The 16,127-nt window shown below is 37.3% G+C and carries 14 protein-coding genes; 6 read left to right on the top strand and 8 right to left on the bottom strand.

The genetic code is table 11. The features are described from left to right. Positions 1–25: 25 nt before the first annotated feature. On the top strand, positions 26–832 hold the full coding sequence (locus ACM40_RS16295; RefSeq protein ID WP_131705381.1) for a hypothetical protein: 807 nt from the start codon (positions 26–28) through the stop codon (positions 830–832). Between the two features lie 227 nt (positions 833–1,059). Beyond that, positions 1,060–2,598, top strand: coding sequence for a membrane-binding protein (locus ACM40_RS16300; RefSeq protein ID WP_131705382.1), 1,539 nt, complete (start codon positions 1,060–1,062; stop codon positions 2,596–2,598). A gap of 404 nt (positions 2,599–3,002) precedes the next feature. On the opposite strand, the gene ACM40_RS16305 is transcribed toward ACM40_RS16300, so the two are convergent. The 8 genes from ACM40_RS16305 to ACM40_RS20645 all read right to left on the bottom strand — a co-directional run bounded on the left by ACM40_RS16305 (position 3,003) and on the right by ACM40_RS20645 (position 11,965). After that, entirely contained in the window at positions 3,003–4,004 is a 1,002-nt protein-coding gene (locus ACM40_RS16305) for a terpene synthase family protein (RefSeq protein WP_048503866.1), read from the bottom strand. A 2-nt stretch (positions 4,005–4,006) separates the two neighbouring features. After that, complete coding sequence (locus ACM40_RS16310) at positions 4,007–5,071, bottom strand: terpene synthase family protein (RefSeq protein ID WP_048503867.1); 1,065 nt, start codon at positions 5,069–5,071, stop codon at positions 4,007–4,009. Positions 5,072–5,376: 305 nt separating this feature from the next. Further along, positions 5,377–6,252, bottom strand: a complete 876-nt coding sequence (locus ACM40_RS16315) for a hypothetical protein (RefSeq protein WP_048503868.1) — start codon at positions 6,250–6,252, stop codon at positions 5,377–5,379. Between the two features lie 168 nt (positions 6,253–6,420). After that, complete coding sequence (locus tag ACM40_RS16320; RefSeq protein WP_048503869.1) at positions 6,421–7,536, bottom strand: hypothetical protein; 1,116 nt, start codon at positions 7,534–7,536, stop codon at positions 6,421–6,423. A 273-nt stretch (positions 7,537–7,809) separates the two neighbouring features. Next, the gene (locus ACM40_RS16325) at positions 7,810–8,424 is read right to left on the bottom strand and encodes a response regulator transcription factor (RefSeq protein ID WP_048503870.1); all 615 of its coding nucleotides are present in this window, start codon (positions 8,422–8,424) and stop codon (positions 7,810–7,812) included. Then, positions 8,417–11,425 carry an ATP-binding protein gene (locus tag ACM40_RS16330; protein WP_048503871.1) on the bottom strand — a complete coding sequence of 1,003 codons (3,009 nt, stop codon included), beginning with the start codon at positions 11,423–11,425 and terminating at the stop codon, positions 8,417–8,419. Before ACM40_RS16330 ends, ACM40_RS16325 begins: the two co-directional genes overlap by 8 nt. A gap of 222 nt (positions 11,426–11,647) precedes the next feature. Further along, the gene (locus ACM40_RS20640) at positions 11,648–11,791 is read right to left on the bottom strand and encodes a bacteriocin-like protein (RefSeq protein WP_165579317.1); all 144 of its coding nucleotides are present in this window, start codon (positions 11,789–11,791) and stop codon (positions 11,648–11,650) included. 30 nt (positions 11,792–11,821) lie between these two features. Then, the gene (locus tag ACM40_RS20645; protein WP_165579318.1) at positions 11,822–11,965 is read right to left on the bottom strand and encodes a bacteriocin-like protein; all 144 of its coding nucleotides are present in this window, start codon (positions 11,963–11,965) and stop codon (positions 11,822–11,824) included. Between the two features lie 284 nt (positions 11,966–12,249). Here ACM40_RS20645 and ACM40_RS16335 point away from each other — a divergent pair, with 284 nt between their 5' ends. The 4 genes from ACM40_RS16335 (at position 12,250) to ACM40_RS16350 (ending at position 15,269) form a co-directional block, all read left to right on the top strand. Beyond that, entirely contained in the window at positions 12,250–13,125 is an 876-nt protein-coding gene (locus ACM40_RS16335) for an alpha/beta fold hydrolase (protein WP_048503872.1), read from the top strand. Between the two features lie 53 nt (positions 13,126–13,178). Beyond that, positions 13,179–13,772, top strand: a complete 594-nt coding sequence (locus ACM40_RS16340) for a dihydrofolate reductase family protein (protein WP_048503873.1) — start codon at positions 13,179–13,181, stop codon at positions 13,770–13,772. A gap of 308 nt (positions 13,773–14,080) precedes the next feature. Beyond that, positions 14,081–14,836 carry an SDR family oxidoreductase gene (locus ACM40_RS16345; RefSeq protein ID WP_048503874.1) on the top strand — a complete coding sequence of 252 codons (756 nt, stop codon included), beginning with the start codon at positions 14,081–14,083 and terminating at the stop codon, positions 14,834–14,836. Positions 14,837–14,918: 82 nt separating this feature from the next. Then, positions 14,919–15,269: a DoxX family protein gene (locus ACM40_RS16350; protein WP_048503875.1), complete on the top strand. Its 351-nt coding sequence runs from the start codon at positions 14,919–14,921 to the stop codon at positions 15,267–15,269. The last annotated feature ends 858 nt before the right edge of the window (positions 15,270–16,127 follow it).

Raw genomic sequence — 16,127 nt, forward strand, 5'->3', positions numbered from 1 at the left:
TATGATAAACAAAAGAGCAAAAATAATGAAAAGAGGAATATTGATTTTTTTACCCTTAACGATGATGCTTTCCTGTAAAGATAAAATACAGGAAACAAAGCAAGAGATAAAACATCCTCAACAGGAAGTTCAGCAGGGTGAAAAACTGAAAGATCCGGAGCTAAATCCGGTTGAAGAAGCAAATGGTGATTTTGAAATCCTTTTACCCAAAGAATATCGGGATTTCGGAAATGAAAACGAAGCCAATACACTCACAAAAGACTGGTTGGATTTATATCAAAAAGACGGAAAATTTTATTTGGGTAAAGCTGACTACACCATTACCAGAGGGTACTCTGAATGCTCGGGAGATTCTACCAGAATTATTACTTCTAAAAATAACAGCTTTTTATTACTGGATAATCCGCGATTATCACAGGGTGAAATAAAAACAGCAAAAATCCTGAAAAATAAAATCTGGCCAAAAGAGAAATTAAAATTTCATTTCGGAAATCAAGAATATACTTTGCGAGCAGAAGGAAAAGTGCTTTCATCAGAAAAAGTACACACCGATGAAGGCGAAGAGCTCTATCAGAATGTAAAAGATTATAAGCTCTATCTGTCAGCAGGTGATTCTCCGGAAACATTATTTTTAGAAGAAGAATCATTTAACGATACTTTTGTCGAATTACTTTTCATAGGAGATATTGATAAGGATGGGAAACCTGACTTTATTTTTGGTGCCAACCGTGATTATGAAGAAGAAAGGGTGATCCTGTATCTTTCTTCCAAAGCGGAAAAAGGAAAACTGATTAAAAAAGCCGCAGAAGTTGCCATTCAGTTTGACTGCTAAAATAAACTCAATACGACAATTTTTATTTTCAGGCTTTAAGATCACAAATTAGCTGAAAACAGGGATTTTTTGTCATTGTGATTTTACAGACCTTTGTCTACGTCATTTCGGCACAAAAAAACACAATGATGAAAATTTTCTAAGTGTCCGGGAAGACCTATCAGAACTATGATGAAACACTGGAAGCTGTTCCTAATGGCTTTTATGTAATATCTAAATCTTTTTTAATGAAAAAATTATTTACATCAGCGGTTTTCGCCCTGATCATAAGCATTCACGCAAATGCACAGCAAAGAATCTATTTTGATGAAAACTGGGAAAAAACCACCCAGAGTAAAATGGAATTTTACAGGGAAACCGAAAATAGAGGAAAACTCACTTTAATCAGAGATTTTTACAAAAACGGAACGCTTCAGATGGAAGGGCTTGTTTCAGATGCTACGCCCGGAAGTGAAGTGTATGAAGGCCAAATTACATGGTATAATGCTGAGGGTAAAGTTTTAAGTACAGGAATATTCTCAGGCGGTAACCAGGTTGGACCGGCCAAGACTTTTGATGAGCAGGGAAGAATTTTGGAGGATTTGGTTTATAAAGCGGATGGTACTTTTACAGGCAAAATCTACAATTATAAAAATCCGGAAGAAATGTCCTATTATAACATGGTCACCACCTATGAAGCTCCTGATAATTTCAAATCCGTAGTTTATGATGAAGATAGTAAAGGAATCCGTTATGAAACCATCAGCAACAGCAAAACAGGAGCGTTTGAAACTAAGTATTATGGTGAAAAAGGGAAATTTATCGGAGTAAACAGTTCCGGAAATTCTGCGGATAAAATAACGGTAGAGTATTACCAGGATCCTATGAAGGTGTCCAAAATTGAAAAGCAAAATAAAGAGGGAGTAGTAACAGAAAGTATCATCTACTCTAAAAAAGGAGAAATTCTGCAGGAAGAAAAGAAAAACAAAAAAGGCGGCTATAAAAAAACGTATGATGAAACGGGAAAGCTGATGGGGAACCTTACCTATACCTATGATAAAGAAACTGATGCTTACAAGCCTCAGGACGGAGAAGATTATCAGTTCAATTACAATTTTTCCAGCTTTGTTACCATCGAGACTTATAAAAATGGTTTTGCGGTCCTGAATAAATATTTTGACGAAAACGGAAATTTATCTTCCGAACAGGTACTGAAAGATGAGATGACCCAGGAGATCAGATATTATCATCCGGACGGAAAGCCCAAAGGGACGATAACGTATAAAGATGACATGCCTTATAGCGGTACTCTGTACGAGGGACTTGTAGAACAGCATTATAAGGACGGTATTTTAATACATTCCAGATCTTTCAGAGACGAGGAAAACTTAAAGGCGGAAACAAAAATCAATTCGGATCAGACCATATACAATTCTACTGTTTATGATGAAAAAGGAGCTGTTGTCTATACCTACAGCCAGCCGGTAGGAGAAGACGGTGGTTTTACCGCACAGATTGTACAGTATGTCAAAGGAAAACCGGCTCATAAAGCAGTTGTAAAAGATGGCATTCTTCAAAGCGGAAAAATTAAATATAAATCCGAATACGGTTTAAAAGATCTGGAACGCAGCGGAAAATGGATCCTGGTAAAAGTTTTTAATCCTGAAGGAGGATTAATACAGGAATCCAAGGTGCTTGCAGAAACGGGAGAACAGGATTTATATAATTCATTAAATACACAGATTACAGAAGCTGATCTTCAGTACGAATTTTTTGAATCTATATAAACTCATTGATAATAACCAACCAAACATCCACATCACACAGAATATATAAAAGGATTGCTGTAAAGTTTGAACGATGTCTTTCAGCAGCCCTGATGCTTTAAACCAAAGGCAAAAACTAATAACCAGGGAACTCCAATCATAAAAAAAACACCAAACTGAAGGAAAGCACTTACCAAATTGACAAACACATAAGGACATCTAGTTTTATCAAAAAACAATATCCAATTCATTTTCCTGCGGTTTGGGTGGATATTTAACTGACACTGTAAACTTGTTCAAAAAATTATAGTTGGGAGATAGTATTGACGCTATTGTAATCTCCCGGAAGTTCAGTTTCAAATTAAGCTCCCAAATTATTATTTGGGAGCTTAATTATCATTATACTATTTTTTATTTCAAATGTATTACAGACTTTTGTTGGCAGCCTGATCCTCTGGCCAGGCAAAACCGACTCCGCCATGTTTGTATCTGTTGGTTTCAAGATAAAAAGTATTCACTCCCTGAAGCCCTACGCCTGCATAATAGACAAACTTGTCAACATATTCCTGATACTCGCCAAACTCCCGGTATTCCGCATGCAAATCCATAAGGTTTTTTAGTTCTTCATTATGAATGCGTAAAGCCTCTGCACAGGCATCTTCCAGTGAAAGACTATATTCTTGCTGCAATACAAAAATCAGGTTAAATACCTCTGTTCCTTTTGCCATTTCTTTCGGAAGAGAATGGATGTCATTTTGCCAGGCCACCACCAGAGTCATGTGAGAGATCATTTTTTGTACCACGATATGTTCAAAGATATGTTGTGGCAGTACAAGTCCCGATTCAATTTCGCCAAGGATCAGATACGGGCGCATGAGGACAGAATATTCCCGGATTGTTTTAAAAAGATTCAGGGAAGGAGGGCGATGAGCTATTTTATAAGGGAATTCCAGTTCTATTCCGTACCTGAAGGATTGATAGAAATAATAAATAAAGCGTTCCATCCACAGATCCGGCATGAAAGCACGAAACTCATCACGGATCATTGCCATATGGTGATACAGGGCATTTTCTTCCGGAGCAGGTTCAGCGCCCCTGAGAATATCTGTACAACGGCTTCTTAACTGTTGAATTTCCTCAAGGGATAAATGCTCCACCTGATCATCGAGCGCAACATACTGGAGCATGAACCTGTTGCAGGGAACGGCCTGTTCGTAGGTTAAATCCGGCCACATACGCGCAGTACACCTGTGAAGCCTCATTTTTTTATAGATTTCGCGCTGCTTTTCCGTTAAAAAGGTATAGTCATTGTCAATCCAGTTATCCATATCCTTTCCCATTTGTTCCACATGCGGATTGATAAGATCTGGCCAGGGATAAAACTCCCGTGGTAAATAATCCGAGCTGTTAAATTGTTCTGGTGTCATTTTTATTTGTTTAGGGATATACGGGTAGTCTTGTTAATTTCTTTGGACTCAGGGAATGGATTATTTAACTTATCCCTGAGCTCTTCCGTATTGGGAAATTCCATGGCGTTGTAACGGGCCAGTTTCGTAGAGATATTTTTCCAGCCGCTCAGTACCATGCTCATATAATGCACCCAGTTTACTACCGCTTCATGCCAGATACCAAAATCAGGGAGGGAAGCCTGCAGGGTTACAAATTCTTTCAGGTCTTCATTATGGAGGCGAAGATCTTCAAGACATGCTTCCTCCAGAGAGAGTCCCCGCTCATTTTGGATGACTTTGACAATATTATAGTAAATGCTCCCGGTGGCTTCATCTTTTACCACAGACTGTACCTCATTGAAAAATGTGACGAGGTGACAGGCCAGGGCCTGCAGTCGCTGGACAACAGGGTGCTCATGTATTTCAGGGGGTAATATAATACCCGTTTCCACCTCTGTAAGCTGTAAAAACGGATATAGGCAGATAGAATCCTCTCTTAAAGCGATACAGGCTGCTACCGTGGGAAATTTTTTGTTTCTTTTGTATTCCAGTTCTATTTTCAGTCCGTCGAAATATCTGCTGATCATCCGGCTGAAACGAAGAATGGACTCCTGTGGTATAAACTGTAGCAGCTCTTCCCTGAGCGAGGCTAGCATATTACCTAATGGTATTCCGGACTGCCAGGCGGTGATTTCCCCGTTCAATATTGCAATTGACTGAAGATGGACATAATTAATATTTTCCGGCTCTTCTTCCTCATATAAATCATCGTTATAAAGGGTCCAGAGCATCAACCTGCAAATAGGCTTAAACCTTTCTATCGGGGCTGTAGGAAACCATTGGGCTGCAATATGAGCAGTCAACGTTTTTTTGTACTTTTTACGGATTTGGGGATTGTTTTTATAGAGCCAGAGGTATTCCCCATCGATCCATTCGTTTTCTGTGATCTGCTGCAGTTCGTCAGCGTGAGGATTCTTAAGGGTTGGGAAAGGATACCTGAACCTGTTCTTGAGCAGTTCAAGCGGATTAAAATTTTCGTTACTCATGATTTATAGTTTAATGGTTATCGTTTATTTATCTATATATTATTATACTTAAAAGTGTAATAAGTAAAATGCGAGTTACCTGATTGACGTATTATGCTAAATAATAGTCAGATACAATCATGAATTATATTTTAAATTTACTATTTATTTTTATTGTTTTAAAATAAATATTTAAATTTTGAAATGATTTTAATAATTTATACTAAAATTAGAATCCCCCTCTTTGTTTGGGAACAAATTGTTTTCTTTCTCATCATGTATGGCATGAGTAATGAGGGGAATTTCTAATTTATTTATGCATTTTATTAATTAGCGATTTTGTATCCGTAAAAAGAACTTACTACCACCTGGTAAGTAGTCCCGCTGGTTACGGCTGCTGCCGAAGCCATGCTTACGGTTTCTCCTGCATTCAGATAGGTGATGCACGAAACGTTGGCTCCTACCAATATTCCGGGGTTCGACTGGTAAGACTGAACCAGGATATTATTGGGTGTGGTGCTGAAGTTTTTTACAAGATATAATACAGCCCACGAAAAATTGGGAGCACCGGCAATAGCGCCGTTATCAAATTGGGTAGAGCCGTAAAACATATAATATCCGCTGGTAGCCGCTGTAAACCTTCCATTAGCCGTATTCATTACATTTCCTGTATTGATGACTGTTCCTTGTGGATAATTAATTTCACCGTTGATAAAAGGTCCGCTTACTGTAGCAGGAAGAGACTGTCTGGTGGTGGTGCTTATGGTGGAAAAAGCATAGGTGGATGCTGCTGCGGGCAGACTGCTGGAGCTTGAAAGTAAAATAAGTTCCCATGTTGTATTGGTAGCTGTTCCTTTGCTTATGAAAAAAGCATAGTAACCCGGAGGAACACTTATGGAAGCTACTCCCGCACCGCTTTGATTGTCAATTAGCTCCGTTCCGCTGGCGGCAATAGATAACGTTGCCGTTCCGGTATTTTTGAAATGATAGGTTCTTCCAATAAAATTGCCGGATCCGGTCGCAGCAGCAGGCAGTGTTAAAGTACCGTTGGTATTGCCGCTGTAAGCTACATAATAGTCATCTGCATCAATAAGCCCACCTGTAGCAGTAGATCTATAGGTAGCAGCAAAAGATCCGTTAACGGTTAATTTACTTCCCGGTGCATTAGTGTTAATGCCTACATTGCCTGTCTGCGAGTACATTAAGTTTGTGCTTAATGCAAGAAATATTGGAAGAAAAAATATTTTTTTAGTCATTTTTATAATATTGAATTAGAAATGATGATTGATGAACTGCTGCAGAAATGAGGGAGTTTGCAGCAGTTCAGTTTTTCAGCTTTATGTATTTAGAATCATGGTTATTGCGGTTCCTTAATTTTGGAATTTTACAAAGTTTACATAGAAGCCAGGATTGCCAATATTAAATCCAGTTGGTACTACGGCATTGGTTTTGGTAGCTATGATGGGATAAGTTCCCGGTGTTGCAAAATAAAGCACTCTGTTTTGATCCCTTGGCGACATCATCTGAACATCTGCCACATTACAGTATGTTCTCCAAATGTCTCCAATTCCACTGATATAGAATGAATAGTCATTACAATTTGACTGTATAGTAATTCCCGCACGGAAAAAATACCATCCTTTGGCAGGAATCACAACTGAAGTTCCTGTGGGCTGGGTATTTACACCTGTTGTGCTTGTAAATGGATTGGTTAATGTGCCTGTATAGTTTGACCAGTTGTTGGCAAAAGCCGTAGTCACGGTAGAAGACCAGGTGGCTAAACCATCAGCATCACTGGTCAGTACATACCCCAGCTGCTGGGTACCATCCTTAATCTGTAACGCACCGTTTGTAGTACCGTTGTCTATAACGATTTTAGAATTGGCAGCTCCTGCAGGGACAGTAGTGGTCCCTATCAAAACTTTTCCGGTCCCGTCGATGCTCAGGTTATTTCCGCCTGTAGCAATATTGGTTGCCTGAGATAAGGTGCCTCCTAATTTAACATTAGTACCTGAGACGTTAAGGCCGTTACTCGCTGTTATGGTGGTGTCGGCTGTTGTAATTTCCCAAGTGCTTGCGGCTCCTGTAAGTCCTGTGTTAATCAACTGAAGGCTCTGATTCGCCGGGATTGTAATATTTGCACTTCCATTAATGGTTTCGGGAGCTGCAGGATTTACCGTTAAGGTAAAGTTTGTATTATTCTTAATGGTGTACATTCTTCCCTTAAAATTTCCCATTCCGCTGATGGCTGTAGGAAGATTAAATACAGCATTGGAGGTGCCGTTGTAAGAAACATGAAAGTCGGAAGAATTCAAATTGTAAGATGCCGTATTGATTGCAGTGTAATTAGCAGCTACAGACCCATTAATATCTATGGTAGACCCGGGATTGGCGGTGTTGATTCCTACATTTCCAGCCTGCGAAAAGACAAAAGTGGAAGCGAGTAATCCTAATAGTTGACCTAATTTTGTAATTTTTTTTAGCATTTATTTCTGATTTTAAATTCCTGATTCTGAACAATAATTATGCATAACATAGCATATCAATAAGTTATTTACTTGATTTATTAATAGCATATTAAATAATTGTTAAAATATTATGAATTTTATTATTTTTTAACTTTATTTTTGAATTAAAAATATTAATAATGTAAAAATATAGAAATATCACTACAAAAAACAACATATTTAGTAGAATAAAGTAAAGGTATTTGTAGAAAATTTTCTACATAAAGTGATTTATGATTGAAGGCATGTGAATCAGGAAATATAGGTTTGATAGAGCTTAATCATGTCTGCTAAATTTTTGGTTTTCAGTTTATTGTGTATTCTTTTTTTATAAGTGCTGATGGTGGGCATCTGTATACCCATTTTATTTGATATTTCTAAATTACCGTTGCCCTGTACCATTAGGATAAAAATTTCATATTCCCTGGCAGATAAATTTTTTATAGAATCTAGCGGAGACTGCTGGAGTAAGTGCTGTACAATGGATAGGGGATAGTAGAATCCTTCAGAGAATATTTTATTTACAGCATTTGAGATTTCTTCAGATTTGCTTAGCTTGCTGATGTATCCGTTGGCTCCTGCCTTTATATATTGTACGGCTACCTCTTCTTCATAGGCCGAAAATATCAGGATTTTTATATCAGGATCCAGTGCTTTGATTTCGGTGATCATTTTTTTATTTTTGCTTTCCGGCATATTGATGTCCAGAATAACAAGGTCGTATTTCTGCTTTGATATTTTTTCCAGGGCTTCCGGGTAATCTTCAGCCTGGTCTATTGCTACATTCTGGATTCTTGACTCCAGAATCATGCTTGTGCCTACCAAAACAATCTCGTGATCATCGGCAATGAGAATGTTCTTAATCATCTTTTTTATTGGTTAAAATTAGTTTGAATGATGTTCCTTTTAATATGTTTTTTTCGAAGACAATCCTTCCTTCTATCATCTGAAGCAGCTGCAAGACAAGGTGAAGCCCCATTCCGTATTTTTGAAGTAATAATTTTTCATTTTCAATATTGTCCTGAAGTTTTGTATAATATTCTATTTTCTTTTCATCCATTCCAATCCCTGTGTCGGTTATCTGCAAGGTAATAATATCTTTATCGGCGCTGCTTTCTATTGTTATTGTACCGTTTTTTGTGAATTTTACGGAATTATCCAGTAGGTTATGAATAATGGCGGCCAATATATTCTTGCTGATCCATACCAGTAATGTCTTGTCCGCATTATTGATAATGATAGTGTTGTTATTTTCTGCTATGGCATTAAAAAGAATCCTTTTTTCTTCTATCAGCTTATATAAGGAATAGAGTTCTGTTTTGTCGGAACGGTGGTGGGTGTAGATATCTGCATATTCTTTTAAGGTAATGGTAAAATTATACAGCTGATCCGAGGATTTGTAAATAGAGCTTAGAATTTTTCTACTCTGCTGTCCGCTCAATTCATTTTGATTCAGAGCCTCTTTTGCTGTAAGGGCAATGAATTTTACAGGGGTTGTGATATCGTGGGTGATGGTCCCGATAAGTTTCTTTTGCTGTTCAATTTCTTTATGAAGTTTTATTTTGGTAACCTCAAGCTTTTCAACAGTATCGGAAAGACTTTTCGTACGGGAGCTGATAATTTCTTCCAGTTCGTGGTTTCTTTTTTTCAGAAAGCTGATTCTCCATCTTGCCAGAAAATATAAAAAAAGTAGGATAGCCGCGCCAATAAGTATTTTAAACCATACTGTCTGGTAAAAATAGGGCGGAATAATAATATTGATCCTTTTGTAAATATATTTTTCCTGGTCGGAAATCAGTATTCTTACAATAAAAGTGTGATTTCCATACGTAAGATTCGAAATGGAAAATTTTCCGTCTTTTCCTATCGATTCCCATTTGGTGTTGGTTGTTCCGCTCAGTTTGGTTTCTATAACAAGATTATCAGGATTAGAGTAATAAGGCGTATCAATAAATATATCTACACGGTTGGATTCCGGCTTTATATTTAATATCTGATTGAAAAAATGCTCCTTACCATCAATCAAAGCTCTTTCTATGTATATGTTTTCAGGATAATAGCTCTTTATTTCTGTGGGATTGAAGAAAACCAAGCCGTCAAGAGAAGGAAGCACGAACTCTCCATTTCCTAACTTATTTCCGCACACATTACTGCCGCCATTGAATTCATTGGTTCTAAACCCCGATATTTTTGAAAAGCGGTAATAATTAACCCTCGATTTTTTATCCTGTACATGCCGCAGCAGCTGGCTTTCCGGAACCTTATAAAGCCCGTTGTTGGTAGGAATCCAGAAAAATCCGTTCTTATCTTCTAGGATCGTATGGGAAGAGGAAATATTATTGTCCGCATCATAAGGCATCTTAATGAGACGGTTATTTTTCAGCAGATAAAATCCCTTTCCTGAAGTGGTGATCCAGAAATTACCATCCCGGGATCGTATGATGCTGCGGACAGATAATCCGGTATTCGGACTTAAGCTGACGATTGTATTCGTCTTTAATGAGATTTTATATAAACCTTTCGTTGTGCCGGCCAGTAGATGGTCTTCATCGAACTTCAGGAATTTGGTAGGCTCACTATTAAAGAAAAACTTTTTTTTCACAGTTTTGAACGATAGGTCATTGTATACCATTAAAACTCCATTGTATCCGATAGTTCCGTCCGTTTTTTCAAGAGATTCAAAAGTGTAATATCTTTTTGCATCGAAAAAAAAATCTATTAAAATGGTATTCCGTTTGGTAACGGTTTTTGCGTAAGTTTTCTTTTTCTGATACAGCAGCAGGTCGGTTGCTTTGCGGGCCATAATATTGTCTTCCTGATCATAAGCCAGAAAAAATGGAATAATGCTTTTAAAATGTTTATCTTCTACAAGTCCCTTCCGGTTGTATACCTCTCCGAAAGTACTTATTACAGACGAACTGCCGTATGATAAAGTAGCATAAAAAACAGATTCGGGCTTAGACGGAGGCCTCTGGACGGTAGTGAAATCTGTAAAGCTGATAACCTGCAAACCATAAGTGCTGCTTCCGAGATAAAGCTTTTTGTATGCTTTGTCATAATACACGCTGGTAATATTTTCAGTCATATCATCAAACTGTACGAGTTTTGATATTTTGAATCGGTTATCTTCATAATCGCACCGGTAAATGCTGTTTCCGTTGAATATAAAAACCTGGTTATTGACCCTGCTCCAGTAGATTTTACTTTTAGCGTCGGTTAATAGCGGCTCATTATAAGAACCGACGATTTTTCCCTTTTCAATTTTCTGAACTTTTTTTGACTGATAATCAATAAAGAATACGGACTTATCGATCACGAATATTCTGGCAATATTTTTATATTTCGCTTTTATATTCAGGTTTACTTCTGCTTTAGAAAGATTATTAATGTACTTAATGGAATTTTCCTTTATAAAATAAATGCCTTCCTGGCATGGAAAATAAAGGCTTATGCCGGGCGATGTGGTATAGATATAATTGGAAGAGTATAAGAAGTAATTAACATCCCTGGATAAAAAATCGACATTCCTTTTTGAAGTCTTTGTGACTTTTGGAGATCTTTTGTTGATAAGTAAAATTTTTCCGGAATCTCCTGTGGTAAAAATGCTGTCTTTTTCAGGGTAGCCGTAGAAAAATGTAAACCTTTGATTGTTTAGCGGAAGGTTTTTATAAACCACAAACTTCATTCCGTCATACCTTACAATTCCGTTTTCGGTTGTCAGCCATATGAACCCGTATTTGTCCTTTATGATATCTTTTACGCTGTTCTGTGGAAGACCGTTGTCGGTGTTATATAACTGAATATTATAGTGCTGACTGTAAATAATGGAAAAGATAAAGATGAAAAAGGAGGAGATATACTTTTGCACAGATCATATTATTAGCCTGTGCAAAGATATTACGGAATATATAATATTAAATACTGGGAAACACTTTTTATTTTAAATATTTCAGATATTTAACTCATCATTGTTGTCGGTAAAGCTTTATGGTTACTAAAATATTCTTTTTAACCAAAAATTGGTTTGTACAAAAAAAGCCTTAGAGTTGTACTCTAAAGCTTTGTATTGGTTAATGTTAGGTATTGTTCTTTATTCTAATATATCGCATGGAGCATAACAAAGCACCCATGGGCATCTTTTAATCCCCGGAGGTGGGCAGCATGCTTCGGAGCAGCTGGCACCGCCATTGATGCTTTTCAACTGGTCTCTTGAAATTTTCTTAAAATTTTTCATAATAATAGTAATTGGGTTGAATTTTAAAAATTAAACATGGTTTCCGCCACCACATCCATCGTATGGTCTGCATTCCCATTTTCCGTTGATTAAGCATAATTGGCCACCCGTACAGTTGATCCCTCCTTTAATTGCTTTCATTTCCTGTCTGTTGATTTTTTTTAAATTTTTCATAATAATAGAGTTTAGTTCTGTTCGAAATTAATAAATTTTAATCAATTAACATGGGTTATTCTGAAAAATTATTTAACTTGAGTAGGTCTGTATTCTCTGGTATTTTACTTCAAACTTACTGATGTCAATCAATGTATGCGGGTAAAAATCTTTAAAAAAAAAATTAAACAGACCAGAAAAAATTATTTCATGGTGTATAAAATCTTGTCCTGTGGCAAGTTGCTTTTTGCAACGACTGGGTAAATTTGATTAAAAGTTTTTCAATTAACTAAATCCAAAACAATATGGAAAATGTATTAAAATCCAATCAACTTTTTAAATTGCTGATGATGGCAATCATTATGCTTGTGGGATCACAACAAGTGTACGGGCAAAAAGTAAAACCCTCCGAAAGCGGTTATGCACCTGTTAACGGCATCAAAGTGTATTATGAAGTGTATGGTGAGGGCAAGCCTGTTGTATTGCTGCATGGAGCTTTTATGACCATCGATATGAATTGGGGACAGCTGATCCCGGAATTGTCAAAGAACAGAAAAGTAATTGCGGTCGAACTGCAGGGACACGGTCATACGCCGTTTTCCGAAAGAAAATTATCACATACCACTTTAGCCGGTGATGTGGCGGGAGTGATGGATTACCTGAAAATTGATAAGGCAGATGTAGTAGGGTACAGCTTTGGCGGAGCAATAGCTTACCAGTTTGCCATACAGAATCCCGGGAAGTTAAATAAGCTGGTGATTATCTCTGCAACCTATAAAAGTACAGGGTGGATCCCTCAGGTAAGCGGCGCTTTTAAATCGATGAAGCCTGAGCTTTTTACGAACAGTCCAATGCACACCGCCTACGATGCAGTGGCGCCTGATAAAACAAAATGGACACCGTTTCTGGAGCAGATGATTGCCACTGCCGGGCAGCCGTTTGACTTAGGTGATGCCAATATTTCCAAAATTTCCGCACCCGTACTGATCATATCCGGAGACAATGATGGTCTTGATAAGGCGGAGCTTGTAAAAACCTATCAATTACTGGGAGGTGGTATTTCTGCCGATCTGGCCGCTATGCCGAAATCTCAGCTGGCTATTGTTCCCGGACAGAGCCATGTCAGTCTGATGATGCAAACCGACACGATTCTGAATTATTTAAATAATTTTTTAAAGTAATTGAATACATTAACCAGGAATTAAACTTTATTTTAATCAATAAAACAGATAATATGAGAAAAATAACCGTTTTATCAATGATTACAATGGATGGCGTTATGCAGGCACCAGGCGGTCCTGAAGAAGATGCATCCGGAGACTTTAAATATGGAGGCTGGACAGTATCGTATGGAGATGAGATTTTTGGTCAGATCATGCAGGAAGAAATGAAACCTGCCGATTATCTTTTGGGCCGGAAAACATTTGATATTTTTGAATCCTACTGGCCGCACCATGCCAATTTTTGGCCTGCCGTTAACGAAGGGACCAAATATGTACTGTCTCAAACAAAGGAAAAATCAGATTGGAAAAATACTGTTTTCCTTAAAAGTCTGGCAGATATACAGCAGCTTAAGCAAACTGAAGGAGCTGATATTCAGGTCTGGGGCAGCAGTGAGCTCGTTCATCTGTTGTTGAAACATGATCTTGTGGATGAAATCCGGCTTAAAATTTACCCTTTGATCCTTGGTGAAGGAAAAAAATGGATTGACAATAATGCTCTTCCGGCAGCCTTTGTCCTGGCAGAGAGCCATGTGACCTCAAAAGGAGTTATCATAGCCCACTACAAACGTTCCGGTGAGATTATAACGGGCGATGTTGAATTGTAAAAAGGTTTTTATCCGGAAAACAGATTCATATAAAACGATGCAGAATATTATTTTGAAGCATTTTTTTTGTTTTCGGAGGCTAAAAAAATGGCAAATTACCATTTGAAATGACTATCCGGTGAATTGTAAAATGGATCCATCAAAATTAAGCAGGCAGACTTATTGATCTGTTTGGTCAGAAGGCGTTCAGCTATTAAACAAAACAAAAGAAATTCGGAATTACGTACAACTTCCGAAAGGTTCACCATGATTTAAAATGACTTAGTCCTCATATTTGTGCTACTAAAACAATTAAAAAAAACATTCTCATGTCAAGAAATGATTTAAACGGAAAAGTGGTACTTATAGCAGGAGGTGGAAAAAACCTTGGAGGACTATTAAGCAGGGATTTTGCAGCAAAAGGAGCAAAGCTTGCCATTCATTATAACAGTGAAAGCTCAAAAGAGGAAAGCGAAAAAACCTTGGCTGAAGTAAAGGCTCTGGGTGCTGAAGCATTCTTGTTTCAGGGAGACCTTACCCAGGTAGAAAACATTACAAAGTTTTTTGATGAGGCTGTAAAAACTTTCGGAGGCATTGATATTGCCATTAATACTGTTGGTATGGTGCTGAAAAAGCCATTCGTTGAAACCACTGAATCTGAATATGATACCATGTTCGGGGTGAATTCAAAATCTGCCTATTTTTTCCTTCAGGAAGCCGGCAAAAAAGTGAATGACCATGGTAAGATCTGTACTATTGTTACTTCTTTACTGGCTGCATATACAGGATTATATTCAACGTATGCTGGAGCCAAGGCACCGGTAGAGCACTTTACAAGAGCTGCTTCCAAAGAGTTTGGTGACAGGGGTATTTCTGTGACAGCTGTAGCTCCAGGGCCTATGGATACGCCTTTCTTTTACGGTCAGGAAACTGCAGATGCTGTAGCTTATCATAAATCTGCAGCAGCATTAGGCGGGCTTACTGATATTAAGGATATTGCGCCTTTAGTGGAATTTTTGGTAACTGACGGATGGTGGATCACCGGGCAGACTATTTTTGCCAACGGAGGATATACCACAAGATAAATTGGCTCCTAAAACATAACCGGGAATGGATAGTATGATTTAAATCAATCTGTTATCCACTTCAACTTATAAAAATGAAATTATGATCATCAGGATAGTTAATTCAATACTGATTCTCTTCGCTGTATGCATGGGCCTTAAACAGGGATATGCAATGATTGCGGGTAAACCCGAAATGGTGGAAATGTTCGGTAAATGGGGATTTAATAAAACAGCGTTGGCAATAAACGGTGGTATCACAGTCATTGCAGCTCTGCTGATCTTGTTTCCTAAAACATTTGTCTGGGGCAACTTTCTGATGGCGGCAGGTATTTTACTCATCATTTGCCTTCATTTACTGGACAAGGATCTTAAGGGGGTTCTTATTGAGCTTCCTTTTTTACTCCTGAATCTGGTGATTATTTACCTGCAATACCCTTTGAAGGATGCTTAATGACAGGATAATACAGTTAAACGTCCGGTAGATTTATTACTACTCAAAATATTACCAGGATTTTTCCGGATCATTCACTCTTACTGTCTAGTCCGGTTATTTAAGTGGTATTGATGTCTATGGGCAGGCCAAATTTGGCCTGCCCATAGATTAGTATAGATTAGTAGTAAAAATATTTTAAGGTAGAGCTGTATACCAGTAATCCGCCTGCAGTAGATGTTACCGCTGTCCGCTCAGCGGGACATTCTTGGAGCCGGCATTCCTTTGGTTGTAGAGCTTGTATTAAGAATTGAACTGGCATTGAGAATAGGTTCCGATATTGATCGGATCTTTTGCTTTTGATGACCAAAAGATCAGTTCGGTTAAGAAAAAACTGTAAAATAATGTCTAATAGAAGTATATATCACGATAGATGGTTTTTGACTGTTATTTTTTTTTATTTTTATCTGTTATTGTTGAGTTTTAGTCTTATATTTAATAAATAATACAATTATGTGTGTGATTAATACTGTATAATTGAATTTTGTTATGTATATGGTAAATATATTAATTCTCAAAATATTGAAATATGATCGTGATCATAGAATTATTGGTTTTTTTTACAAGAAAATACAGGGTTGGTTCAAAAAATGGAGTGTAATAAAATGTAATTAATATATTTTCAGGTTTTTAATATGGAATAGTGCTTTGTTTCAGAACTGATAAAATCCTGTTTAATTTTAGTATAGAGCAAAAAAAATGGTGTATTTTTTATTAAAAGGAAATTATGAACTTAGGAAAAACTAACAATTATTATTTTCAATATCTATGTTTGGACAGAAAAAAATACTTATACTGAGTGTAATCCTGAAGTTTTCT

The sequence above is a fragment of the Chryseobacterium sp. BLS98 genome, from assembly GCF_001045445.1.
GTDB lineage: Bacteria > Bacteroidota > Bacteroidia > Flavobacteriales > Weeksellaceae > Chryseobacterium.

What these genes read in the sequence shown, in the direction of transcription:
- ACM40_RS20640 (WP_165579317.1), bottom strand. Translation starts at nt 11,791, where the DNA reads ATGAAAAATTTTAAGAAAATTTCAAGAGACCAGTTGAAAAGCATCAAT.
- ACM40_RS20645 (WP_165579318.1), bottom strand. Translation starts at nt 11,965, where the DNA reads ATGAAAAATTTAAAAAAAATCAACAGACAGGAAATGAAAGCAATTAAA.
- ACM40_RS16320 (WP_048503869.1), bottom strand. Translation starts at nt 7,536, where the DNA reads ATGCTAAAAAAAATTACAAAATTAGGTCAACTATTAGGATTACTCGCT.
- ACM40_RS16310 (WP_048503867.1), bottom strand. Translation starts at nt 5,071, where the DNA reads ATGAGTAACGAAAATTTTAATCCGCTTGAACTGCTCAAGAACAGGTTC.
- ACM40_RS16335 (WP_048503872.1), top strand. Translation starts at nt 12,250, where the DNA reads ATGGAAAATGTATTAAAATCCAATCAACTTTTTAAATTGCTGATGATG.
- ACM40_RS16325 (WP_048503870.1), bottom strand. Translation starts at nt 8,424, where the DNA reads ATGATTAAGAACATTCTCATTGCCGATGATCACGAGATTGTTTTGGTA.
- ACM40_RS16295 (WP_131705381.1), top strand. Translation starts at nt 26, where the DNA reads ATGAAAAGAGGAATATTGATTTTTTTACCCTTAACGATGATGCTTTCC.
- ACM40_RS16300 (WP_131705382.1), top strand. Translation starts at nt 1,060, where the DNA reads ATGAAAAAATTATTTACATCAGCGGTTTTCGCCCTGATCATAAGCATT.
- ACM40_RS16305 (WP_048503866.1), bottom strand. Translation starts at nt 4,004, where the DNA reads ATGACACCAGAACAATTTAACAGCTCGGATTATTTACCACGGGAGTTT.
- ACM40_RS16340 (WP_048503873.1), top strand. Translation starts at nt 13,179, where the DNA reads ATGAGAAAAATAACCGTTTTATCAATGATTACAATGGATGGCGTTATG.
- ACM40_RS16345 (WP_048503874.1), top strand. Translation starts at nt 14,081, where the DNA reads ATGTCAAGAAATGATTTAAACGGAAAAGTGGTACTTATAGCAGGAGGT.
- ACM40_RS16315 (WP_048503868.1), bottom strand. Translation starts at nt 6,252, where the DNA reads ATGTACTCGCAGACAGGCAATGTAGGCATTAACACTAATGCACCGGGA.
- ACM40_RS16350 (WP_048503875.1), top strand. Translation starts at nt 14,919, where the DNA reads ATGATCATCAGGATAGTTAATTCAATACTGATTCTCTTCGCTGTATGC.